The sequence below is a fragment of the Mesorhizobium sp. M0761 genome (genome assembly GCF_040320205.1).
Taxonomy (GTDB): Bacteria; Pseudomonadota; Alphaproteobacteria; order Rhizobiales; family Rhizobiaceae; genus Mesorhizobium.
This window is the reverse complement of record NZ_JAMYPF010000002.1, coordinates 298,343-321,152: the sequence shown is the minus strand read 5'-3', so window position 1 is coordinate 321,152 and position 22,810 is coordinate 298,343. Positions and strand designations below refer to the sequence as shown.

26 protein-coding genes are annotated in these 22,810 nt (G+C 63.3%); 15 read left to right on the top strand and 11 right to left on the bottom strand.

Annotated elements, in window-relative coordinates; translation table 11 throughout:
- Nucleotides 1-44: 44 nt before the first annotated feature.
- Both trxA and NKI32_RS04490 read left to right on the top strand, forming a co-directional pair.
- A complete protein-coding gene (gene trxA / locus NKI32_RS04495; RefSeq protein WP_023672297.1) occupies nt 45-368 on the top strand; it encodes a thioredoxin in 324 nt (107 codons plus the stop codon).
- Nucleotides 369-558: 190 nt separating this feature from the next.
- Nucleotides 559-840: a cupin domain-containing protein gene (locus tag NKI32_RS04490; protein WP_023672296.1), complete on the top strand. Its 282-nt coding sequence runs from the start codon at nt 559-561 to the stop codon at nt 838-840.
- A gap of 437 nt (nt 841-1,277) precedes the next feature.
- On the opposite strand, the gene NKI32_RS04485 is transcribed toward NKI32_RS04490, so the two are convergent.
- From NKI32_RS04485 to NKI32_RS04460, 6 genes are all read right to left on the bottom strand, one after another.
- Complete coding sequence (locus tag NKI32_RS04485; RefSeq protein WP_023681395.1) at nt 1,278-1,697, bottom strand: VOC family protein; 420 nt, start codon at nt 1,695-1,697, stop codon at nt 1,278-1,280.
- Nucleotides 1,698-1,723: 26 nt separating this feature from the next.
- Complete coding sequence (locus tag NKI32_RS04480; RefSeq protein ID WP_023672293.1) at nt 1,724-3,049, bottom strand: bifunctional folylpolyglutamate synthase/dihydrofolate synthase; 1,326 nt, start codon at nt 3,047-3,049, stop codon at nt 1,724-1,726.
- A gap of 62 nt (nt 3,050-3,111) precedes the next feature.
- A complete protein-coding gene (gene accD, locus NKI32_RS04475; RefSeq protein WP_352811144.1) occupies nt 3,112-4,038 on the bottom strand; it encodes an acetyl-CoA carboxylase, carboxyltransferase subunit beta in 927 nt (308 codons plus the stop codon).
- 101 nt (nt 4,039-4,139) lie between these two features.
- Nucleotides 4,140-4,979, bottom strand: a complete 840-nt coding sequence (gene trpA / locus NKI32_RS04470; RefSeq protein ID WP_023693067.1) for a tryptophan synthase subunit alpha — start codon at nt 4,977-4,979, stop codon at nt 4,140-4,142.
- A gap of 2 nt (nt 4,980-4,981) precedes the next feature.
- Entirely contained in the window at nt 4,982-6,232 is a 1,251-nt protein-coding gene (gene trpB, locus NKI32_RS04465; protein WP_353002049.1) for a tryptophan synthase subunit beta, read from the bottom strand.
- Between the two features lie 90 nt (nt 6,233-6,322).
- Complete coding sequence (locus NKI32_RS04460; RefSeq protein WP_353002047.1) at nt 6,323-6,982, bottom strand: phosphoribosylanthranilate isomerase; 660 nt, start codon at nt 6,980-6,982, stop codon at nt 6,323-6,325.
- A gap of 109 nt (nt 6,983-7,091) precedes the next feature.
- Between NKI32_RS04460 and NKI32_RS04455 the strand changes: the two genes are divergently transcribed.
- Nucleotides 7,092-7,310 (top strand): hypothetical protein, encoded by a 219-nt coding sequence (locus NKI32_RS04455; RefSeq protein WP_023672288.1) that lies wholly within the window; start codon nt 7,092-7,094, stop codon nt 7,308-7,310.
- 18 nt (nt 7,311-7,328) lie between these two features.
- Here the strand turns inward: NKI32_RS04455 and NKI32_RS04450 are convergent, their stop codons facing one another.
- The 4 genes from NKI32_RS04450 to NKI32_RS04435 form a co-directional block, all read right to left on the bottom strand.
- On the bottom strand, nt 7,329-8,087 hold the full coding sequence (locus NKI32_RS04450; RefSeq protein ID WP_353002045.1) for a M48 family metallopeptidase: 759 nt from the start codon (nt 8,085-8,087) through the stop codon (nt 7,329-7,331).
- 198 nt (nt 8,088-8,285) lie between these two features.
- Nucleotides 8,286-8,771, bottom strand: coding sequence for a DUF2852 domain-containing protein (locus NKI32_RS04445; RefSeq protein ID WP_023672286.1), 486 nt, complete (start codon nt 8,769-8,771; stop codon nt 8,286-8,288).
- Nucleotides 8,772-8,888: 117 nt separating this feature from the next.
- Nucleotides 8,889-10,031 (bottom strand): benzoate/H(+) symporter BenE family transporter, encoded by a 1,143-nt coding sequence (locus NKI32_RS04440; RefSeq protein ID WP_023672285.1) that lies wholly within the window; start codon nt 10,029-10,031, stop codon nt 8,889-8,891.
- A gap of 6 nt (nt 10,032-10,037) precedes the next feature.
- Nucleotides 10,038-10,808, bottom strand: coding sequence for an alpha/beta hydrolase (locus NKI32_RS04435; protein ID WP_353002043.1), 771 nt, complete (start codon nt 10,806-10,808; stop codon nt 10,038-10,040).
- A gap of 246 nt (nt 10,809-11,054) precedes the next feature.
- On the opposite strand from NKI32_RS04435, the gene infC reads away from it, so the two are divergent.
- The 8 genes from infC (at nt 11,055) to NKI32_RS04395 (ending at nt 18,157) form a co-directional block, all read left to right on the top strand.
- Nucleotides 11,055-11,591 (top strand): translation initiation factor IF-3, encoded by a 537-nt coding sequence (infC, locus tag NKI32_RS04430; RefSeq protein ID WP_023744911.1) that lies wholly within the window; start codon nt 11,055-11,057, stop codon nt 11,589-11,591.
- A gap of 132 nt (nt 11,592-11,723) precedes the next feature.
- Nucleotides 11,724-12,362, top strand: a complete 639-nt coding sequence (locus NKI32_RS04425; protein ID WP_023681388.1) for a methyltransferase family protein — start codon at nt 11,724-11,726, stop codon at nt 12,360-12,362.
- Between the two features lie 184 nt (nt 12,363-12,546).
- Nucleotides 12,547-12,750, top strand: coding sequence for a 50S ribosomal protein L35 (gene rpmI, locus NKI32_RS04420; RefSeq protein ID WP_006201248.1), 204 nt, complete (start codon nt 12,547-12,549; stop codon nt 12,748-12,750).
- 39 nt (nt 12,751-12,789) lie between these two features.
- Nucleotides 12,790-13,191: a 50S ribosomal protein L20 gene (gene rplT / locus NKI32_RS04415; protein ID WP_023672281.1), complete on the top strand. Its 402-nt coding sequence runs from the start codon at nt 12,790-12,792 to the stop codon at nt 13,189-13,191.
- A 251-nt stretch (nt 13,192-13,442) separates the two neighbouring features.
- The gene (gene pheS, locus NKI32_RS04410; RefSeq protein WP_023696008.1) at nt 13,443-14,540 is read left to right on the top strand and encodes a phenylalanine--tRNA ligase subunit alpha; all 1,098 of its coding nucleotides are present in this window, start codon (nt 13,443-13,445) and stop codon (nt 14,538-14,540) included.
- On the top strand, nt 14,537-14,983 hold the full coding sequence (locus tag NKI32_RS04405; protein WP_023696009.1) for a GFA family protein: 447 nt from the start codon (nt 14,537-14,539) through the stop codon (nt 14,981-14,983). Before pheS ends, NKI32_RS04405 begins: the two co-directional genes overlap by 4 nt.
- A gap of 2 nt (nt 14,984-14,985) precedes the next feature.
- Nucleotides 14,986-17,394 carry a phenylalanine--tRNA ligase subunit beta gene (gene pheT / locus NKI32_RS04400; RefSeq protein WP_353002041.1) on the top strand — a complete coding sequence of 803 codons (2,409 nt, stop codon included), beginning with the start codon at nt 14,986-14,988 and terminating at the stop codon, nt 17,392-17,394.
- A gap of 160 nt (nt 17,395-17,554) precedes the next feature.
- The gene (locus tag NKI32_RS04395; protein ID WP_023725578.1) at nt 17,555-18,157 is read left to right on the top strand and encodes a nucleotidyltransferase family protein; all 603 of its coding nucleotides are present in this window, start codon (nt 17,555-17,557) and stop codon (nt 18,155-18,157) included.
- A gap of 219 nt (nt 18,158-18,376) precedes the next feature.
- Here the strand turns inward: NKI32_RS04395 and NKI32_RS04390 are convergent, their stop codons facing one another.
- Complete coding sequence (locus NKI32_RS04390) at nt 18,377-19,372, bottom strand: aldo/keto reductase (protein WP_353002039.1); 996 nt, start codon at nt 19,370-19,372, stop codon at nt 18,377-18,379.
- A gap of 96 nt (nt 19,373-19,468) precedes the next feature.
- Between NKI32_RS04390 and NKI32_RS04385 the strand changes: the two genes are divergently transcribed.
- The 4 genes from NKI32_RS04385 (at nt 19,469) to NKI32_RS04370 (ending at nt 22,796) form a co-directional block, all read left to right on the top strand.
- The gene (locus tag NKI32_RS04385) at nt 19,469-20,359 is read left to right on the top strand and encodes a LysR family transcriptional regulator (protein ID WP_023828832.1); all 891 of its coding nucleotides are present in this window, start codon (nt 19,469-19,471) and stop codon (nt 20,357-20,359) included.
- 150 nt (nt 20,360-20,509) lie between these two features.
- Nucleotides 20,510-21,088, top strand: coding sequence for a cytochrome b (locus NKI32_RS04380; RefSeq protein ID WP_352862073.1), 579 nt, complete (start codon nt 20,510-20,512; stop codon nt 21,086-21,088).
- A 67-nt stretch (nt 21,089-21,155) separates the two neighbouring features.
- A complete protein-coding gene (locus NKI32_RS04375) occupies nt 21,156-21,731 on the top strand; it encodes a YceI family protein (protein WP_353002037.1) in 576 nt (191 codons plus the stop codon).
- A 78-nt stretch (nt 21,732-21,809) separates the two neighbouring features.
- Nucleotides 21,810-22,796 carry a Gfo/Idh/MocA family protein gene (locus NKI32_RS04370; protein WP_023819907.1) on the top strand — a complete coding sequence of 329 codons (987 nt, stop codon included), beginning with the start codon at nt 21,810-21,812 and terminating at the stop codon, nt 22,794-22,796.
- The last annotated feature ends 14 nt before the right edge of the window (nt 22,797-22,810 follow it).

Sequence of the window (22,810 nt, the reverse complement as noted above, 5' to 3'; positions counted from 1 at the left end):
AACCACCACATTTGGTGCGAGATAAATTTCGAAAGGATTTTCGTATGGCCACCGTCAAGGTCGACAAGAGCAATTTCCAGGCCGATGTGCTCAACGCCTCGCAGCCCGTCGTCGTGGATTTCTGGGCCGAATGGTGCGGCCCCTGCAAGATGATCGGTCCGTCGCTGGAAGAGATCGCCAACGAACTCGGCGACAAGATCAAGATCGCCAAGCTGAACATCGACGAGAACCCCGAGCTTGCCGCCCAATTCGGCGTGCGCTCGATCCCGACGCTGATGATCTTCAAGGGCGGCGAAGTCGCCGACATGAAGGTCGGCGCCGCGCCGAAGACCGCGCTGTCGCACTGGATCAATGGCAGCCTCGCCTGATCTGGCTTTGTTTTGATGCATGTCGTCCTCCCAAAACCGGGACCACTTTTGGGCGACCTGCATTAGTTCCCGAGATCGAAGCCCGGCCCTCGCGCCGGGCTTTTTCTTTGGCGTCATCGCCCGGCCGCCTCTGGCCCTCGCATCGGCGCACTCCATGTCATCTGCTTGAGGCAGGACAGGGAGAAACAGAATGACCGGATCCGCCAAGGCCACCGTCTTCATCGACAATGAGCGCGTCATCGTCACCGAATACCGCTTCCAGCCCGGCGACAACACCGGCTGGCACCGGCATCGCCATGACTACGTCGTGGTGCCGCTGATGGACGGCAAGGTGAAGCTGGTGACCAAGGACGGCGAGAGTTTTGCTGAAATGAAGAAGGGCGCGCCCTACTTCCGCAAGGAAGGCGTCGAGCACGACGTCATCAGCGCCAATGACGGCGAATACGCCTTCATCGAGATCGAGCTGAAATAGGCCTCAGACTGGTGCCGCGGCCGCCGATGTCTATTTAGTTTGAGCCACGGTTTTTTTGGCCTGCCTAGGCTTGCCGGGCTTCCGTCCGGTCGCGGGCTTCAGGACCTGCCCATATCCCTCTATAGCGCCCGTATACACACGATAGAGAAACGTCTCTCGGCTTACGAAATACGCGACACTGGGCTGGCCGGATGCATCATTGGGCGCGTCGGTCTGTGGGCCACTCGAACAATTGGGTGCGGTGGCTCGATGGCTCCCGGTAACATCACATGATCGCCGACCCGCGGAGCATATTCAAATATCAGCTCCTCCGGCGGGTCGTTGTCGACGGTAACAAGACACTTCACAACCATTCGAGCTTGCCTCCATGCTTGGCCAAGCATATCGGGGCTTCTGCCCGAGGGGCAACCGCCCGATAGATTCCCCGGGCCAAAATACTACCAGTCGGCGATGCGGTCGCCTCCGGTAAATTGCGCGCTTTTTGCGGTGTATTCGAACAGCTCGATCTTCACGCCGTTGGGGTCGCGGATCCAGGCCTGAAAAGTGTCGTCGCAGGCGTGCTTCTTGGCGGTGACGTCGATGCCCTTCGATTTGATATGGGCGATCGCCGCGTCGAGATCTTCGACTTCCAGGCAGAAATGGTTGATCTGGTTCTGCTCGCTGTATGCAGTGCCGTCCTTCTGGAACACCTCGACATGGCTGCGGCCGCCGCAATTGAGGTAGAAGCCGAAGACCTTGTCGTCGCGCAGGAAATTGAACTGCGTGTCGAGGCCAAGCACGTCGCGGTAGAAGCTTCGCGTCGCCTCCAGATCATGCGCGAAGATGCAGACATGGGCGAGTTGCTTGACCTTGATCATGATGGGCTCCTCGCAGTGAAATGGCTTCAGGTTGGCGGCGTGCCGTTTTCGGCCAGCACCGCGCCGGCGAGATATAACGACCCCCCGATCAGGATGCGTGGCGCCGGCCCGTCCCAGGTGTCGCGCAGCAGCATCAGCGCACTGGCGACGGAACTGACCGGTTCGGCCGTGAGGCCGGCTTCGGTCGCCCGCACCGCCAGCTCGTCATTCGGCACGCCGGCATCGCTCATGCTCACCGGCACGGTGTAGACGTGCCGAGCCAGGCCCTTGAAGGCGTGGAAGTAGCCGCTCTGGTCCTTGGTGTTGATCATGCCGGAGATCAGAAACAGCGGCCGCGGGTTCTTTTCCTCCTGCTCGGCCAGCGCCTCGGCAATGACCATGCCGGCGCCCGGATTGTGGCCGCCGTCGAGCCAGATGTCGGCGCCCTTGGGCGCCAGCTCCATCAGCCGGCCCTGTACCAGTTTCTGCATGCGGCCCGGCCATGCGACGCTCGCCATCGCCTTCTCAGTGGCGCGATGACTGATTTCGAAACCGGTGGCCTTGACGGCGGCAATCGCTGCCGCCGCATTGGCGAACTGGTGGCGCCCGGGCAGGCGCGGTGGCGGCAGGTCCATCAGCCCGTCCTCATCCTGATAGACCATGCGGCCGTTTTCCTCGAAGGCGAGAAAATCCTGGCCGTAGACGAAGGTCGGGCAATCCAGCCGCTCGGCGGTTTCGATCAGCACTTGCAGCGCCGTCTCGCTCTCCTGCGCGCCGATGACCACCGGGCAGCCGCGCTTCATGATGCCGGCCTTTTCGGCGGCGATCAGTTCGACCCGGTCGCCGAGATAGGCTTCGTGATCCATCGACACCGGCATGATCACCGACACCGCCGGCCGGGCAACGACATTGGTGGCGTCGAAGCGGCCGCCAAGGCCGACCTCGATGATGGCGGCGGCAGCCGGATGCTCGGAAAACAGGATGAAGGTGACGGCGGTTAGGATTTCGAAGACGGTGATCTTCTGGCCGGCATTGGCCCGGGCGACGCGGGCGATGGCCTCGGCGAAGGTCTCGTCGTCGACCAGCCGGCCGCCGCCCTCGGCCGCCAGCCGGTAGCGCTCGGCCCAGTTCACCAGATGCGGCGAAGTGTGGACATGGACAAGGTGGCCGCCGGCTTCGAGCAGCGCGCGCGAAAAGGCCGCGCACGAGCCCTTACCGTTGGTGCCGGCGATATGGATGACCGGCGGCAGCCGCTCCTGCGGATTGCCGAGGCGTTCGAGCAGCCTTGTGATGCGGTCGAGCGAAAGGTCGAAGCCTTTCGGATGCAGCGCCATCAGGGCTTCGATTTCACGATCTGCGGCAAGCGTTGTCATGAGCGAATCCTACGCATGCGCGCAGGTGCACGCAATCGCGGTTTGCGGCCAGAAATGTCGCGTCAGGCTTGCGGGCGGGCTTCCGTCGGGATGACCGACGGCGGCAGGATTTCCGGCTCCAGCGGCTTTTGCTCCTGCGGCAGTTTGAGCAGGATTTTCAACAGCCGTGAAATCGTCTCGCGCAGTTCCAGCCGCGACACCACCATATCGACCATGCCGTGCTCCATCAGATATTCGGAGCGCTGGAAACCGTCCGGCAGTTTCTCCCGGATGGTCTGCTCGATGACGCGCGGGCCGGCAAAGCCGATCAGCGCGCCGGGCTCGGCAATGTGGACGTCTCCCAGCATGGCGTAGGAGGCGGTAACGCCGCCGGTGGTCGGGTTGGTCAAGACGACGATGTATGGCAGGCCGGCTTCCTTCAGCCGGTCGACGCCGATCGTGGTGCGCGGTAACTGCATCAGGGACAGAATGCCTTCCTGCATGCGCGCGCCACCGGAGGCGGCAAACAGGATCAGCGGCCGCTTGCGCTGCAAGGCGACCTCGAAACCGTGCACAATAGCTTCACCCGCGGCCATGCCGAGCGAGCCGCCCATGAAGGCGAAATCCTGCACCGTCACCACAACCGGCAGACCTTCGACCGTGCCCAGCGCGTTGATGATGGCGTCTTCCAGGCCGGTCTTGGCCTTGGCGTCCTTCAGCCGGTCCGTGTAGCGCTTCTCGTCGCGGAACTTGAGCGGGTCCTGCACGACCTTGGGGTTCTCAAGCTGCTCGTATTTGCCGTCGTCGAGGAAGAATTTCAGCCGTTCCTTGGCCGAAATCTTCATGTGATGGCCCGATGACGGGATGACGAACTGGTTGGATTCCAGGTCCTTGTGGAACACCATCTCGCCGGTCTCGGGATCCTTGATCCAGAGATTCTCGGGCATGTCGGTGCGCCGACCGAGCATCGAATTGATCCTCGGGCGAACGTAATTGGTGATCCAGTTCATCGCTTCGGCTCCTGTCCTGACGAAGAGTTGGCTCGTGCATGTCGCCCAAAAGTGGGAACCGGTTTTGGGATAACGACTTGCACAAGGCCTAAGTAGGGAAACTATTCGGCAGCAGCAAGGCGGGCCGAACGCACGCCCTGAGACAGTCCGCTGACCAGGGTGGCGACGGCCTCGGCCGGGTCGGCGGTCTTCTCGCCCTTCGGTCCCAACACATTGGCGACCGCGTTGACGATCGCGGTGCCGACGACGACGCCATCGGCATTGGCGCCGATAATGCGCGCCTGCTCGGCGGTCTTGACGCCGAAGCCGACGCAGACTGGCAAGTTGGTGTGGCCCTTGATGCGCTTGACCGCGGCGGCAACCTTGCCGGTGTCGGCCAAAGCCGAGCCGGTGATGCCGGTCATCGACACGTAATAGACGAAGCCCGACGTATTCTGCAGCACCTTGGGCAGGCGCTTGTCGTCGGTGGTCGGCGTTGCCAGGCGGATGAAGTTGATGCCGGCCTTCAGCGCCGGAATGCAGAGTTCTTCGTCCATCTCCGGTGGCAGGTCGACGACGATCAGCCCGTCAATGCCGCTGGCAATCGCGTCCTTGAGGAAGCGATCGACACCGTAGATGTAGATCGGGTTGTAGTAGCCCATCAGCACGATCGGCGTTTCATTGTCGGTGGCGCGGAAATCAGCCGCCGTCTTCAGCGTCTTGACCAGCGTCTGGCCCCCTTTCAGCGCGCGCAGGCCCGCGGCCTGGATCGCCGGTCCATCGGCCATCGGATCGGAAAACGGCATGCCCATTTCAATGATGTCGGCGCCGGCCTTCGGCAGCGCCTTCATGATCGACAAAGCGGTGTCATAGTCGGGGTCGCCGCTCATGAAATAGGTGACGAGCGCCGGGCGGCCCTCGGCTTTCAGTTTTGCCATGCGGCGGTCGATGCGGGTCACCATGATCAGATCTCCATGCCCAGCATCGAGGCCACTGTGTGCACATCCTTGTCGCCGCGTCCCGACAGGTTGACGATGACGATCTGGTCCTTGTCCATATCAGGCACGATCTTCACCGCATGCGCGATGGCGTGGGCGGATTCCAGCGCCGGGATGATGCCTTCGACGCGCGTCGTCAGCTTGAAGGCCTCCAGCGCCTCGTCGTCGAGGATCGGCACATATTCGACGCGGCCGGAATCGCGCAGCCAGGAATGTTCGGGGCCGACGCCCGGATAGTCGAGGCCGGCCGAGATCGAATGGCCGTCGAGGATCTGGCCATCGGCGTTCTGCAGGAGATAGGTGCGGTTGCCGTGCAGGACGCCTGGCGCGCCGGCATTCATCGAGGCGCAATGCTCGATGCCGTCGAGGCCGCGGCCGCCAGCTTCGATGCCGATGATGCGGACTTGCCTGTCGTCGAGGAAAGGATGGAACAGGCCGATGGCGTTGGAGCCGCCGCCGACAGCCGCGATGATGGTGTCGGGCAGCCGGCCTTCCTGTTCGAGGATCTGGGCGCGCGCCTCGATGCCGATCACCGACTGGAAGTCGCGCACCAGCTCCGGATAGGGATGCGGGCCGGCGGCAGTGCCGATCAGGTAATAAGTGTCCTCGACATTGGTGACCCAGTCGCGCAACGCCTCGTTCATGGCGTCCTTCAGCGTGCCGTGGCCGGCGGTGACCGGCCGCACTTCGGCGCCGAGCAGCTTCATGCGGAAGACGTTGGGGCTTTGGCGGGCGACGTCGGTGGCGCCCATATAGACCACGCAGGGAAAGCCGAAGCGCGCCGCGACTGTGGCCGCCGCCACGCCGTGCTGGCCGGCGCCCGTCTCGGCGATGATGCGCTTCTTGCCCATGCGCTTGGCGAGCAGAATCTGACCGAGGCAATTGTTGATCTTGTGCGAACCGGTGTGGTTCAGGTCCTCGCGCTTGAAATAGACCTTGGCGCCGCCCCCGAGGCCCTTCGCCGAGGAAACCTCACGAAGATGTTTGGTCAGGCCTTCGGCGAAATACAGCTTTGACGGCCGCCCGGCATAGTGGGTCGAGAGGTTGGTCAACTCAGCCTTGAAGTCCGGATCGTCCTTGACCTCGTTCCAGTGCCGCTCGAGGTCGAGGATCAGCGGCATCAGCGTCTCGGCCACGAAGCGGCCCCCGAAGATGCCGAACATGCCCTGTTCGTCGGGTCCCGTGCGGAAGGAATTGGGTGTCGCCGGCTTGTTCATCGCCGATCTCCTGGTCTTGGTTCTGAGCATGTCTTATCGGAAAACCGGTTCCCACTTCTCCGGAACATGCTCGGGTTCGAAAGAAGTGCCTCAGGCAGCGCGGTCGTCGCGCGCGGCCCTGACGGCCCGGAAGAACTGCTCGATCAGCGCCGGATCCTTGACGCCCGGGCCGCTTTCCACCCCCGACGAAATGTCTATCGCGGGCGGATTGGCTGATATCAGGGCGTCGCCGATATTGGCGGCGTTGAGCCCACCGGAAAGCATGTAATCGAGCCCGGCGTCAAGGCCGGCCAGGATGCGCCAGTCAAAGGCGACGCCATTGCCGCCCGGAAGTTGCGAGCCCTTTGGTGGCTTGGCATCGAACATGAAGCGATCGGCAACGCCGATGAACGGCTTTAGCCGCTCGAGATCGGCAGCCTCATTGACGGAGAACACCTTCATGACAGGCAAGCCGTAGCGGGCTTTCACCTCGGCCACCCGCTCGGGCGTCTCCGTGCCGTGCAGTTGCAGCATGTCGGGTCGCATCTTTTCGACGATCTCGTCCAGGAAGGCGTCATCGGCATCGACCGTCACGGCAACCGCCAGGGCCTTGCCGATTGCCGCCTGGCGCAGGCGGCCGGCTGCCGCAGGCTCGACATAGCGCGGGCTCCTGGCAAAGAAGATGAAGCCGACATGGCTGGCGCCGCCGGCCAATGCCGCGGCCATTGCTTCATCGGTCTTCAATCCGCAGATCTTGATATCGAGCGCCATGGCGCGGGGATTGGCACGAAACCGGCCAAGAGTCGAGAAAAAGCATGCTGTTTGCCGGCAACGCCAAAGGCGCTACCTATTGATGGGAGAAGCAAGGCGGAGCAGACGAATGGCCGACCAGAGCATAGCCGAACTCAGGCAGAAGATCGCGCAAGCGCGCGACGTCATCGCCCATCTGATGCAAAAGGCCGCCTTCGACGGGGCGGAAGCGCACCGGGTCCTGGATTATTTCGGCAGCGATGCGTTCGAGCAGAATTTCCTGCCATGGCCGCGCCATGGCGACGAAGGGCTGCGGCCTGAAGAGCTTAATGCGGCCAATGATGACTAAGCGCGCCGCCGGCGAAGGCTAATCGAACACGATCGCCTGCAGCGCGCCGCCATTGCGCTTCAGCCAGTCCTTGCAACGGTCGGTGTCGGGGCAGAGGTGTTCGCACAGTTTCCAGAATTTCGGGCCGTGGTTCATCTCCTTGAGATGCGCCACTTCATGCGCGACCAGGTAGTTTATCACCGGCGTCGGCGCCATCATGATGCGCCAGGAGAAGGACAGATTGCCGTCGGAGGTGCAGGAGCCCCAGCGGCTCGACGTGTCCTTGAAGCGGATCGCCTTCGCGCGCTTGCCGATGGCCTCGGTATGCTTGACCACCAGCTTCTCGATGTCCTTCTTGGCCTCGCGCTTGAGGAAATCGGCGATGCGGCGCGGCAAATGTATGCGCTCGCCATGGACGATCAGCAGCGGACCGCGCTCGTCGCGCGACACGGTGACGGTTCCGCGTTTCGACGGTTCGTGGACGATGCGATGCGCGACGCCGCGTATCGGGATCTTGATGCCGGGGCGCACTTGCGGCCGGGTCGGGACCTTGGCCAGCCGCTGCTCCAGCCAGTCCTGGTGGCGGTGAAGGAATTTCTCCACCTCGCCGCGGCGCAGGCCCGGCGGCACGGTGATGCGCAGCCCCTGGCCGCCGGAATCGATGCGCAGCGTCAGCCGCCGTGCGCGGGCGCTCTCGACGATCCTGAGCGGCAGTGTGCGGCCGGCAACGACGTGCTCTCGCTCTTCGACAGGCGAGGGTTTTGGTTTGGTCAGGTTGCGGAAAAAGCCGAAGGACATGGCTGAACGATACGCGATTCGAGGAAAACGACCAGAACAAAAAAGAAACGGCGCCGCTCGCGCGACGCCGTCCATCATGCCAAGGCCTGTCTTAGAGCGCCGCGCGTCTCTGACGCGCAAAGGACGCTGTAGCACTCTAATTCGGCGCATGAACCTTTCCGAAAATCGGTTTCGATTTTCGGGGTCATGCGCGCAGCCTCAGTCGTCAAGCAGGTTCGGGCCCTTGCGCTTGGGCGTCGCGGGCTTGGCCGTTTCGGCCGAGCCTGTCTTCGCAGGCGCTGTCGACTTGTTGCGGTTGGCCATGAAGCGGTCGAACTCGTCCTGGTCCTTGGCGCGGCGCAATTCGCGGGCGTACTCGTCGAACTCGCTCAGCATCTCATCGAGCTTGCGACGCTCTTCGGCGAGGCGTTCGAGTTCCTTCTCGCGCCAGTCGTCGAAAGCGACATTGCCGGTGCGGGCCGAACCGTGGCCCCAGCGCGCGGCCTTGTCGGAACCGCGACGGCAGCCGGCGAAGATGCCGTCGGTGGCCCGGTTGACGTCGCGCTTGAAGCCGTCAAGCCGGTCGCCCCAGATGATGTAGGCGAGCATGGCGAAGCCAAGCGGCCAGAACACCATGAAGCCGATCACCATCAGCGCGATGGTCGCCGGCGTCCAGGCCGGGCGGATCAATGCGGATGTGTTCATTTTCTCCCATTCCTTCGGTTGGAGACAGCCAAGAGCGGCTGCGTGGATTCGAAATGGGATGAGAAAAACGGCGATTCAAGACAACGTCCGCCAAAACCGGACAAGGTCCTGAATTGATTATCGCTTTTTGACCGCTTCGAGGAAAAGCACGACCAGGCCGGCGACCAAGCCCCAGAAGGCGGCGCCAACGCCGAACAAAGTCAGCCCCGACGCGGTGACAACGAAGGTGACAGTAGCCGCCATGCGCTGGTCCTCGTCCTTGAGCGCGATCGCCAGCGCGTTGGCCAGCGACCCCATCAACGCCAGGCCGGCCACCAGCACGATCAGGCTTTGCGGCAGCACTGCGAAGATCGCCACCAGCGAGGCGCCGAAAACCGCGAAGATCAGATAGGCAAGTGCATAGAAGGGTCCGGTCTTCCAGCGCTCGGCCGGGTCGGGATGGACGTCCGGCCCGGTGCAGATCGCCGCAGAGATCGCGGCCAGATTGGTGGTCGAGCCGCCAAACGGCGCCGACAGCAGCGAGAACAGGCCGGTGACGCCGATCAGCGGGCCGGGTTCGGGGTGATAGCCGGCGGCGCGCAAGACGGCGAGACCCGACAGGTTCTGCGACGCCATGGTGACGAGGTAGAGCGGCAGCGCCAGGCCGATGACAGCTGCGGCGCTGAAATGCGGGGCAATCAGCGTCAGCGTCGACAGTTCCGGCGCCGGCAGTCCGCCGACGCGGCCTGTCAGGAAGGCGGCGATGCCGCCGCCGATCAGCACCGCCAGCACCGACAGCGCCGGGTTGAACAGGCGAATGACGAAGAAGGCCGCGATCAGCGGCAGGATCAACCAGGGGTCGACCGGAATGGTCTTGACGGCATTGAGCGCGAAGGTGACGACGATGCCGGCCAGCATGCCGGACGCGACCGACGTCGGTATCCTTGATATAAGCTGGGTCAGCGGCTTGAACAGGCCGGTGGCGATCAACATTAGGCCGGTGACGATGAAGGCGCCGACCGCATCGGCCATGGTAAAGCCGCTCGATGCCGCCATCAGCGCCAGGCCTGGTGTCGACCAGGCGGTGATGATGGGCATTTTCGTGCGCCAGGACAGCCACAGGCATTCGATCGCCATCGCCACGCACACTGCTGTCACCCAGCTCGCGGTCTCGGCCTGGGTGGCGCCAACCGCCTTGGCGGCGGCAATGACGACGGCGAGCGTGCCGCCGAAGCCGACGATTGCCGCGACAAAGGCGGATATCGGGATGGAAATGCGCATTCTTGCCTACCCCGCCCGCTGAACCATGTCGCCCACCGCCCTCAGCAGCATGTCGAGATCCTGCGGCCGCGACAGGCGGTGGTCGCCGTCGGGAATGAGCGACAAGGTGACGTCGTCGGCTGGCAGCAGCGAGACCAGCTTCAGCGCATGGCTTGCCGGCACGTCGGCGTCGGCCAGACCCTGCAGGATGTGGACGGGGCAATGGGTATCGATCGGCCCGGTCATGACCCGGTTCGCCCTGCCGTCCTCGATCAGCGCGCTTGTGTAGATGTAAGGCTCGGCGGAATAGTCCGAAGGTTCTTCGAAAAAGCCTTTCTCCCGGAGGTCGCGCCTCTGTTCCTCCGTCAGAGCCGGCTCGACCAGCTCGGCGGTGAAATCCGGCGCCGGCGCGAGCAGCACCAGGCCAACCACATTGCTGTCGCCCGCCTTGCGCATTTCCTGCACCATGCGCAGCGCGATCCAGGCGCCGATCGATGAGCCGACCAGGACCTGCCTGTCCTCGGTGAAACGCCGGAAGACGGCGAGGCTCTCGCCAAGCCATTTCGAGATGGTGCCGTCGGCAAAGGCGCCGCCGGATTCGCCATGGCCGGAATAGTCGTGGCGCAGATATGCGCGGCCTTCCCTGGCCGCCCAATCCGACAGCGTCTGCGCCTTCGTGCCCAGCATGTCGGATTTGTAGCCGCCGAGCCAGACGACGCCGGGCGTTGCGCCCGAGGAATGGCGAACCGCGATATCGATGCCGTCGACATCCAGCAGGGTTGGGGTGGTCGCGGTCATGGCTGTGGATCAATCCTGGTTCTGGGGGCTGATTGTGGGAGCCTGATTTTACTCGCCGGTCTTTTGACACAGGCACAGGCGAGGCGGAAAGTGCTCGCGACATCCTTTGTTTGGTGCAGGCCTGCGATCAGGGTGATTTTCTGTCAGCGCTGTGCTATTGACTCCGCCCGCGCGCTCACCACATTGGCGCGTCCCGAACATTTTTAGATTGAAACCCTGAACGAAACGGCCAAGGAGACCACGACCATTCGCAGACCTTTCAAAGCAGCGGCGCCCACCAAGGATGGCCCGCGCTCAAACCGTGATATCCGGGTTCCCCGGGTCCAACTGATCGACGCCGATGGCCAGAACCGCGGCGATATTTCCATCAACGACGCATTGCTGCTCGCCGAAGAGGCAGGGCTCGATCTGGTCGAGATCTCGCCCAATGCGGTGCCGCCTGTCGTCAAAATTCTCGATCTCGGCAAATTGAAATACGCCAACCAGAAGAAGGCGGCCGAGGCGCGCAAGAACCAGAAGGTCATCGAGATCAAGGAGATCAAGATGCGCCCGAACATCGACAGCCATGACTACGAAACCAAGATGAAGGCCGTGCGGCGCTTCTTCGAGGAAGGCGACAAGGTCAAGCTGACGCTGCGCTTCCGCGGCCGCGAGATGGCGCATATGGAACTCGGCATGCAGCTCCTGAACAAGGTGCGCGAGGAGACGGCTACCATCGCCAAGGTCGAAGCCGAGCCGAAGCTGGAAGGCCGCCAGATGATGATGGTGCTGGCCCCGCGCTAGATCAGTTCGGGCATTGCGCTCTAAATCCGCCTGAATCCTGTCTCATGGCGTCCCGGCGATCGGCGGGACGCCTATTCTCCTGCCCAGACGCCGCGATCGCCGGCAAAGCTTCTCGACGATCGGATTCCCGACATGGCCAATGAAATCAACCCTGCGCCCATCAAGGAGCTGGGCGGCTACCAGCACATGCGCCGCATGGTGCTTGCGGTGCTGGTGGTGGTGCTGTTTGCGGCACTGCTGTTCGGCCAGTCGACCTTCCCGCCCGATACCCCGGTGCATGAAACGATCGAGATGGTCGGCGTGCTGCTGATCTTCCTTGGCGTCGTCGGCCGTTTGTGGTCGACACTCTATATCGGGGGGCGCAAATCCTCCGAAGTGGTCACCGGCGGACCCTATTCGATCACCCGCAATCCTCTCTACGTGTTCTCGACCGTTGCCGCCGCCGGCGTCGGGGCGCAGATCGGCTCGTTCTCCGGCATCGTCCTGTTTGCGCTGTTGTGCGCCGGCGCCTTCCACATCGTCATCCTGCGCGAGGAACGGTATCTCAAGGAGGTTCTCGGCGCGCCCTACACAGCCTATCTGGCGCGGGTGCCGCGTTTCTTCCCCCAGCTGTCGCTCTACCAGGAAGGCGACACCGGCAGCTTCAAGCCGCGCCTCTTGCTGACCACCTTGCTCGACGGGCTGGTGTTTCTGGTGGCGTTGCCGGTGTTCGAGACCATCGATGGCGCCCAGCAATCGGGCATACTCCCGGTGCTGTTCAGGCTGCCCTGATCGCGGACAGAGCGTCGCAGCCGCTCGGGTGTTGCGCGCCAGCCCGCTTTGACGTATAGGACCGCCGTTCCAAGAAAACCGCCCGGCAGGGCATGCCGTGGCGGTTTCATTTGCTTTTCGGGCTTTTGGTCCGCCCGAAGCGAACAAGAAGCGCGATTGTGCGCCACCAATACGGAGTAGCAAAATGCCCAAGATGAAGACCAAATCGGCCGCCAAGAAGCGGTTCAAGATCACAGGTACGGGTAAAGTCCTGTCGGCTGCGGCCGGCAAGCGTCACGGCATGATCAAGCGTTCCAACAAGTTCATTCGAAATGCCCGCGGCACGATGGTTCTGGCTGAACCGGATGGCAAGAAGGTCATCAAGAATTTTCTGCCGAACGGCCTCTGAGCATTCGGTTTCAGGAACAGCGTTTAAGGAGATCATGACATGGCACGCGTAAAAAGAGGCGTCACCTCGCACGCCAAGCACAAGAAGGTCCTGAAAGCCGCGAAAGGCTTCTACGGCCGCCGCAAGAACACCATTCGCATCGCCAAGCAGGCGGTCGAAAAGTCGATGCAGTATGCGTATCGCGACCGCAAGAACCGCAAGCGCTCGTTCCGCGCGCTGTGGATCCAGCGCATCAACGCCGCGACGCACGAGCATGGCCTGACCTATGGCCGCTTCATCGACGGCCTCAACAAGTCCGGTATCGAGATCGATCGCAAGATCCTGTCCGACATGGCCATCCATGAACCGCAGGCGTTCGCCGCACTCGTGGCCAAGGCCAAGGTCGCGCTCGAATATCTGAAGAACACCACCCCGAATGCTTTTGAAAGCGCTGTCGCCTAGAGCATGATGCCAAAAAGTTGCTGACTTTTTGGACAACATCATGCTCAGGGAAATTTAGCGAGGAGCGCGATCTTTCCGAAAAGTCTGCAACTTTTCGGGATCGGGCTCCGAGCCCAGCGCTTCCCAGCATTCGCAATTCTGATTGGGGAACCCGCGCTGGCACGGCTGGCGCGGGTTTTTCTTATGGCTGAACTTTCAACTTGAAAGTGACTTTCACCTCAAAGTTGACTCCCAACACAGCGAGTTTGACCGTGAACGACATAGCTACCGGCTTGGATACTCTCGAAAACTCCCTGCTTGCCGACGTCGCGTCGGCCGCCGATGAGGCTGCTATCGAAGCCGTGCGCGTCGCGGCTCTCGGCAAGAAGGGGTCGATCTCGGAATTGCTGAAGACACTGGGCGCGATGAGCGCCGAGGAGCGCCAGGTCAAGGGCCCCGCGATCAACGGCCTGAAGAACCGCGTCACCGAAGCGCTGACGACACGCAAGGCCGAGCTGAAGGATGTTGCTGTCACTGCGCGCCTCGCCGCCGAGACGGTCGACGTGACGCTGCCGGTGCGGCAATCGCCGGCCGAGCGCGGCCGCATCCATCCGATCAGCCAGGTCATCGACGAGATCGCGGCGATCTTCGGCGATCTCGGCTTTGCCATCGCAGAAGGTCCCGATGTCGAGAGCGACTATTACAATTTCACCGCGCTGAATTTCCCCGAAGGGCATCCGGCGCGCGAGATGCACGATACCTTCTTTTTCCAGCCGGACGAAAAGGGCGAGCGCAAGCTGTTGCGCACCCACACCTCGCCGGTCCAGATCCGCACCATGGAGAAGCAGAAGCCGCCGATCCGCATCGTCATTCCCGGCAAGACCTACCGCCAGGATTCCGACGCTACCCACTCGCCGATGTTCCATCAGGTCGAGGGGCTGGTGATCGACAAATCGGCCAATGTCGCCAACATGAAGTGGGTGCTGGAAGAATTCTGCAAGGCTTTCTTCGAGGTGCCGCAGGTCAAGATGCGCTTCCGGCCGTCCTTCTTCCCGTTCACCGAGCCCAGCCTCGAGGTCGACATCCAGTGCGACCGCTCGCGGCCCGGCGAAGTGCGATTCGGCGAAGGCTCGGACTGGATGGAGATCCTCGGCTGCGGCATGGTGCACCCCAATGTGCTGCGCGCCGGCGGGCTCGATCCCGACGAATATCAGGGCTTTGCCTGGGGCATGGGCATCGACCGCATCGCCATGCTGAAATACGGCATGCCGGACCTGCGCGCCTTCTTCGACGCCGATGTCCGCTGGCTGTCGCATTACGGTTTCAGGCCGCTCGACATGCCGACGCTGTTCGGAGGTCTTTCCGCATGACGGCGCCGCACACGGGTGGCTGCCGCTGCGGCGCGGTACGGTTCGAGGCATCAGTCGAACCGCACCATATCAGCTATTGCCATTGCGGCGATTGCCGGCGCGCCAGCGGCGCGCCGGTGTCGGCCTTTGTCGGCTTCCTGACCGAGCAGGTGGCTTTCACCGGCAAGGCGCTGAAGATGTACGAGAACGGGCCGGTGACGCGCTCGTTCTGCGGCATTTGCGGCTCGCCTATCGCCTATGTCGACGAGCGGCTGGAAGACCACATCTATTTCATGCTGGGCGCCATGGACATGCCGGCCTATTTCCGGCCGACGCACCATGCCTATGTGCGCGAGCAGCTGCCCTTCGTGCATATGCCCGACGACTTGCCGCGCCATTTGAAGACAAGCGTGCCCAGACCCGATGGACAAGGTCCGGGCGGGTACAGACAAAACGGAACATAGTGATGAAACTCACCCTTTCCTGGCTCAAGGATCATCTCGACACCGACGCCACGCTCGACGAGATCGTCGAGAGGCTGACCTCGATCGGCCTCGAAGTCGAGCATGTCGACGACAAGGCCGGCCTGAAGCCGTTCGTCATCGCCAAGGTGCTGACGGCGGTGCAGCATCCCGACGCCGACCGGCTGCGGGTGCTGACCGTCGACACCGGCAATGGCGCAGCCCCTGTCCAGGTGGTGTGCGGTGCGCCGAATGCCCGCGCCGGCCTGATCGGCGCCTTCGCCGCGCCCGGCGCCTATGTGCCCGGTATCGACGTGACGCTGACCGTCGGCAAGATCCGCGGCGTCGAGAGCCATGGCATGATGTGTTCCGAGCGCGAGCTGGAGCTGTCGGATGAGCACAATGGCATTATCGACCTGCCGGCCGATGCGCCTGTCGGCACCAGCTTCGCGGCTTACGCGCATCTCGACGATCCGGTGATCGAGATCAATCTGACGCCGAACCGGCCGGATGCGACCAGCATTTACGGCGTCGCCCGGGACCTGGCGGCAAGCGGGCTTGGCCGGCTCAAGACCGCGCCGGTCGAAGCGGTCCTTGGCAAAGGTGAAACGCCGGTCAAGGTGACCATCGAGGCGCCGGAGCTCTGCCCCGGTTTCGCGCTGCGCCTGGTGAAAGGCGTGAAGAACGGGCCGTCGCCGAAATGGCTGCAGCAAAGGCTGATCGCCATCGGCTTGCGCCCGATCAGCGCGCTGGTCGACATCACCAACTACGTCACCTTCGACCGTGGCCGGCCGCTGCATGTGTTCGATGCCAAGAAGGTCGCCGGCAATCTCGTCGTGCGCCGCGCACGCGACGGCGAGAAGGTGCTGGCGCTCGACGGGCGCGAATACACGCTGACGCCGCAGATGTGCGTGATCGCCGACGACAATGGCGTCGAATCGATCGCCGGTGTCATGGGCGGCGAGCATTCCGGCTGTGACGAGAACACCACGGACGTGCTGATCGAATCCGCTCTTTGGGATCCGATCACCACGGCCCGCACCGGCCGTACGCTCGGCATCATCACCGATGCCCGTTACCGTTTCGAGCGTGGCGTCGACCCGGAATTCATGGTGCCCGGCGTCGAGCTGGCGACAAAGCTGGTGCTGGAGTTCTGCGGCGGAGAGCCGACCGAGACGGAGGTGGTCGGCTATGCCGGCTACAAGCCGAAGATCGTTTCCTTCCCGATCTCGGAAGTGAAGCGGCTGACCGGCATCGAGGTGCCGAAGGCGGAAAGCCTCGACATCCTGACCCGCCTCGGCTTCAAGCCGTCAGGCTCGGGCGACGTCGTCGATGTCGCTGTGCCGTCCTGGCGTCCTGACGTCGACGGCAAGGCCGACCTGGTCGAGGAAGTGATGCGCATCCACGGCGTCGACAACATCGCGCCGCAGCCGCTCGGCGCGCATGACGCGGTCAACTCCAAGATACTGACGACGGTGCAGGTTCGCACCCGCACTGCCAAGCGCTCGCTCGCCGTGCGGGGCATGCTGGAGGTTCTCACCTGGTCGTTCATCCCGGCCAAACACGCCGAACTGTTCGGCGGCGGCCAGACGGCGCTGAAGCTCGCCAATCCCATTGCAGCCGACATGTCCGACATGCGGCCCTCGTTGTTGCCCGGCCTGATCGTCGCCGCGCAGCGCAATGCCGACAAGGGGATCGGCGATGTCGCGCTGTTCGAGGTCTCCGGTACCTATGAGGGCGACGGCCCCGACCAGCAGCGGCGCGTTGCCGCCGGTGTGCGCCGCGGCACCGCCAAGCTCGACGGTTCCGGCCGCAGTTGGGCCGGCAATTCCGGTCCGGTCGGCGTGTTCGACGCCAAAGCCGACGCGATTGCAGCGCTGGAAGCCTGCGGCGCGCCGGTCGACAGGCTGCAGATCGAGCCAGGCGGTCCGGCCTGGTATCATCCCGGCCGCTCCGGCACGATCAAGCTCGGCCCGAAGACAGTGCTCGGCACCTTCGGCGAGTTCCACCCGAAGACGCTGGAGGGGTTGGACGTTTCCGGACCGATCTGCGGTTTCGAGGTCTATATCGACGCCGTGCCCGAGCCGAAGGCCAAGCCGACGAAAACCAAGCCAAAGCTGGAGCTGTCCGCCTTCCAGGCGGTGAAGCGCGACTTTGCTTTCGTCGTCGACAAGACGGTGGAGGCCGGCGCGCTGGTGCGCGCGGCGCTCGCCGCCGACAAGAAGCTGGTCACCGGCGTTTCGGTGTTCGATGTGTTCGAGGGGGCATCTCTCGGGACCGCCAAGAAGTCGGTTGCCATCGAAGTATCTATCCAGCCGGTTGAAAAGACGCTCACCGACGAGGATTTCGAGGCGCTGGCCAAGCGCATCGTCGACAATGTTGGCAAGCAAACGGGCGGCATGCTGAGAACGTAGAGCGGCTAACGCCGCCCTACGTATTTCGACTTCACGCAATTCTTAGGGAAAGCGCGTCTTAGGGAAAGCGCGGCGCGCTTTCCCAGTAAAACCGCTACACACTTTTCCTGGAATTGCTTCTGAGGATTGCCGGCACTTGCGAATCGCTCTCCAAAGGGCGATGGACCATCTGCGCTATTCCGGTCTGCCGTTCGAAGCCCAGCGCGAAGCGTTTCTCGCCATGGTGTTGGCGGATGCGCTCGTCAGCGACGCGCTGGAGCGGGCCCGCACGCTGGCGTTGCCGGACTGGCTGGTGGTGTCCGGCGCGCTCTACAACAGCGTCTGGAACCACCTGACCGGCAAGCCGCCGGGCTACGGCATCAAGGATGTCGATCTCTTCTACTTCGATGACAGCGACCTGTCCTACGAGGCCGAGGACGCGGTCATCCGTCGAGCCGCGCAGCATTTCGAGGGGCTGGCTCTGCCGGCCGAGGTGCGCAACCAGGCACGGGTGCATCTGTGGTATCCGCAGAAATTCGGCCAGCCCTGCCCGCGCTATACGAGTTCCAGCGAGTCGGTGAGCTATTTCGCCTCGAAGACGCATGCGGTCGGGGTGCGATACGATGCCGATGGGCAGCTTGAGGTCGTGGCGCCGTTCGGGCTGGATGACCTCTTCGCGTTTCGCATCACGCCCAACCGGCTGATGGATAACAGGCGCACGCATGAGGCCAAGGGGGCGAGGGCGAAGGCGTGCTGGCCGGAGATTACGGTGGTGCCTTGGTAATACGAAATGGCGGCGCGAGGCACCCCCCTCTGGCCTGCCGGCCATCTCCCCCGCAAGGAGGGAGATTGGCAGCTTCATCGTTGGCGCACTTTCTGCAACGTTGGTGATTGGCGAAAACAGCGACGACAGCCGATCTCCCCCCTTGCGGGGGAGATGTCCGGCAGGACAGAGGGGGGTGCCGCGCGCTGACTTCTCAGGGCGCCAAGCTCCCCCGCTTGTTCACCCATTCACCAGCGCCAACAGCTCCTCCGTATAGCGCTTACCCACCACCTTGTCCGGCGACAGCGCATCGCCGATCGCCGCGACCTCAGCCGCGCTCAGCTCGATCCCGACCGCCGCCGTGTTCTGCTCGAGATGGCGTATCTTTCTTGCGCCGGGGATCGGCACGATGAAGTCGCCCTGGTGCAGCACCCAGGCCAGCGCCAGCTGGGCCGAGGTGACGCCTTTTTCCACCGCCAGCTTTTCCAGCGTCGCAACGACCTTGGCATTAGCGGCCATGGCGTCGGCCTGGAAACGCGGCAAGGTCCGGCGCCAGTCGTCGTCGCTGAGGGCCTCGGGCTTGGCGATGGTGCCGGTGAGCAGGCCGCGACCGAGCGGGCTGTAGGGGACGAAGCCGATGCCGAGTTCGCGGCAGACATCGAACACTTCGTCTTCAGGGTCGCGGCTCCAAAGCGAGTACTCACTCTGCACGGCAGCGATCGGATGCACGGCGTGCGCCCGGCGGATGGTGGCGGCACTGACCTCCGACAGGCCCAGCGCCCGCACCTTGCCGTCGCGCACCAGTTCCGCCATGGCGCCGACCGTGTCCTCGATCGGCACGTTGGGATCGACGCGGTGCTGGTAGTAGAGGTCGATGACATCGGCATCGAGCCGCTTCAGCGAGGCTTCCGCCACCGCCTTGACGTGCTCCGGGCGGCTGTCGACGCCGACCATGCGTTCGAGGCCTGAGCCTTCCTCGGAGATCTTGAAGCCGAATTTGGTCGCGATCGTCACCTTGTCGCGCACCGGCTTCAACGCCTTGCCGAGAAGGATCTCGTTCTCAAAGGGACCATAGACTTCGGCGGTGTCGAAAAACGTCACGCCGATCTCGACAGCGCGGCGCAGCGTGGCGATTGCGTCAACCTCTGCCTGACCGCCATAGGCGAAGCTCATGCCCATGCAGCCGAGGCCGACGGGGAAGACTTCGAGTTCAGTACCAAGTTTGCGGGTTTTCATGGCGCGTCTCCTTGTTGCGATGAAAGGGAGATAGCGCCTGGCTTTACGTTCGATAATCGGCTGTCATTCGCACGGGCTGTTCTATAAAATAGAGCAATGAACCGAGCGCATCTTTCTCAACTGGCTGTACTGGCGACAGTCGCCCAATGCGGCAGTTTTCGTGGCGCGGCGCGCGAACTGGCCATCGCGCCCTCGGCAGTGAGCCATGCCGTGTCCAGCCTGGAGGCGCGGCTCGGCGTGCGGCTTTTGGCGCGCAGCACCCGCAGCGTAGCGCCAACGGAAGAGGGCGCGCAGTTGCTCGAACGGCTGCGGCCGGCGCTGTCCGAGATCGATCTGGCGCTGGAAACGGCGATTGAGGCGCGCGACCGGCCGGCCGGCAACCTGCGGCTGACCGTGCCGCGCACCGCGGCCCACCTGGCATTGACGCCCAGGCTCGGCGGCTTTGCCGCGGCCTATCCCGACATCGTGCTGGAAATCGTCATCGAGGATCGCTTCACCGACGTCGTCGAAGGCGGCTTCGATGCCGGCGTGCGGCTCGGTGAGAGCCTGCAGCGCGACATGATCGCGGTGCGCATCGGACCGGACCTTCGCGGCGCCGTGGTCGGCGCGCCATCCTATTTCGCGACCATGCCAAGACCCCGTCATCCGCGCGATCTTGCCGACCACCGCTGCATCCGCTTCCGTTTTTCCAGCGGCATTCTTTACCGCTGGGAATTCGAGAAGGATGGCGAAGAGATCGAGATCGCGGCGCAAGGGCCGCTGATCCTCGACGAAGACCATCTGATCGCCCAGGCAGCGGTCGACGGCGCAGGGCTCGCCTTCGTCTTCGACGATTATGTGCGCGCACCGCTCGCTGACGGCCGCTTGATCCACGTGCTGGAAGACTGGTGTCCGCCCTTCGACGGCTTCTTCGTCTACTACCCCAGCCGCCGCCAGATGCGCCCGGCGCTGCGGGCGTTTGTGGATTTCTTCAAGGTGAGTGGTTAGCCACCCTCCCCCTTGTGGGGAGGGCCGATCCGCGTAGCGGATCGGGGTGGGGGTCTTCGTAGGGCGACACCCCCACCCCGTCGCTTCGCGCCGACCCTCCCCACAAGGGGGAGGGTGGAAGAAAGCCCATCTGCCATTCGTTCACCAACCATGCCGGCATCCATCACCAACAACTCAACCCGCTACGGCTGGGCGGCGATCGTCCTCCACTGGCTGATCGGCATCCTGTTCATCGGCCAGTTCATGCTCGGCTTCATCATGGTGCGGTTGACCAGCCAGCGCACCGCCTTCGAGCTGATCCAGCTGCACAAATCCTTCGGCTTCCTGCTGCTCGGCCTCCTTATCCTGCGCATTGCCTGGCGGCTCGGCAATGCGGCCCCGGCCTTGCCGGCCTCGGTCGGAGGCCTGGAGCGTCGGACGGCGCCGCTGGCGCATCTGGCGCTTTATGGCTTCCAGCTCGCGCTGCCGCTGTCCGGCTGGGCACTGGTTTCGGTGTCGATGCTGGAGATCCCCAGCATGCCGTTCAACCTTTTCGTGATGCCGAACCTGCCGCTCGGCGTGTCCGACGAGGCGGAAAACTTCTGGGCGGTAGCACACTGGTATCTCGCCTATGCCGGCATTGCCTTGGTTGCGCTGCATGCGCTGGCGGCGCTGCGGCATCATTTCTGGCTGCGCGACAGCGTGCTCACGCGCATGATCACGCCTTCGTCAGATCAGGACATGGAATAGCGAGCGCCGCGCATTCGTTCATTGAGTGAGGGCGCAACACTTCGCCTGCCCCAGAAGGACAAAACCCATGTATGCGCGCATCTTCGGATTGGCGGCTGTTGCCGCTTGCCTTGCCATGCCTGTCTCCGCCGCTGTGGACCTCGGCGACGCCGCCGGCAGCTACACGGTCAACCCGGCCAGCTCCAGCATTCGCTTCTCCATCGGCAAGGTCGGTGGCGGCGGCCTCGACGGCGCCTTTGGCCGCTTCAAGGGCTCTATCCGCATCGACAACAGCGATGTCGGCCGTTCCGCGGTCAACTTCACCATCTATCCCGAAAGCGTTGGCACCGGCCAGGGCCGCATCGACGCCTTCCTGCGCTCCGATGCGGTGTTCGACGTGGCCAACAGCCCCGAAATCCAGTTCCGCTCGACCAGCGTAACCCGAACCAGCGACACCACGGCGCTGGTCAGCGGCCGGCTGACGGCGCGCGGCAAGACGTTTGCGGAAAAGTTCACTGCCGAGCTCGGCGGGCTGAAGGGTGGCGTCATTAAATTCCACGTCACCGGCAAGGTGCTGCGCTCCCGCTACGGCATGGGTGTCGGCACGCCGATCTATTCGAATATTGTCGATTTCGACATGACGCTGACGGGCAAGCGAGGCTAGCAGGACCAGCGATCCGCATTGGCTTTTCCCGCAATTTCGGGCAAACCTCTTCGCCTGTAAATCGATAGGAGAAGCCTGATGTTCCGATGGGGTGTTTTGTCGACGGCCAAGATCGGCCGCGAGCAATTGTTGCCGGCAATCGTCGAGGCCGAGAATGGCGTTTTGTCCGCGATCGCCAGCCGCGACCTGTCGAAGGCCGAGGCCCTGGGCGAGCGGTTCGGCGCCAGGCATGCCTTTGGTTCGTATGAGGAGCTGCTCGCTTCGAAAGACGTCGACGGCGTCTACATCCCGCTGCCGACCTCGCAGCATGTCGAATGGACGGCCAAGGCCATCGAAGCGGGAAAACATGTGCTGGTGGAGAAGCCGCTGGCGCTCGACGCCAAGGACATCGCGCCGCTGATCAAGCTGCGCGACAGCAAGAAGGTGCTGGTCTGCGAGGCCTTCATGGTCATCTACCACCCGCAATGGATCAAGGTGCGCGATCTCATCGCCGATGGCGCCATCGGCCGGCTGCGCCATGTGCAGGGCGCCTTCTCCTATTACAATGTCGATCCCACCAACATGCGCAACCAGCTCGATCTCGGCGGCGGCGCGCTGCCTGATATCGGCGTCTATCCGACGGTGTCGACGCGGTTTTCGAGCGGCAAGGAGCCGCTGCGCGTGCAGGCGACGATCGAGCGCGACAAGAAATTCGGCACCGACATCTATTCCTCGATCCGCGCCGATTTCGGCGATTTCGAACTGTCCTTCTATCTGTCGACGCAGATGGCGGCGCGGCAGGTGATGGTGTTCCACGGCGAGAAGGGTTTCATCGAGGTGTTCTCGCCGTTCAATGCCGGGCTCTACGACCATCACCGCATCGAATTGCACAACCAGAACCACACCGAGGCGCAGGTGTTCCGCTTTCCCGGCACGCAACAGTACCGGCGCGAGGTCGAGACGTTTGCCAGGGCGGCACAGGGCGGCAAGGAGCGTATCTTCACGCTGGAGGAGTCCGTACTCAACCAGAAGGTCATCGACGCCATCTTCCGCGCCGGTGCCAAGGAAGGCTGGGAGGCCGTCTGATACACCAATCTTAG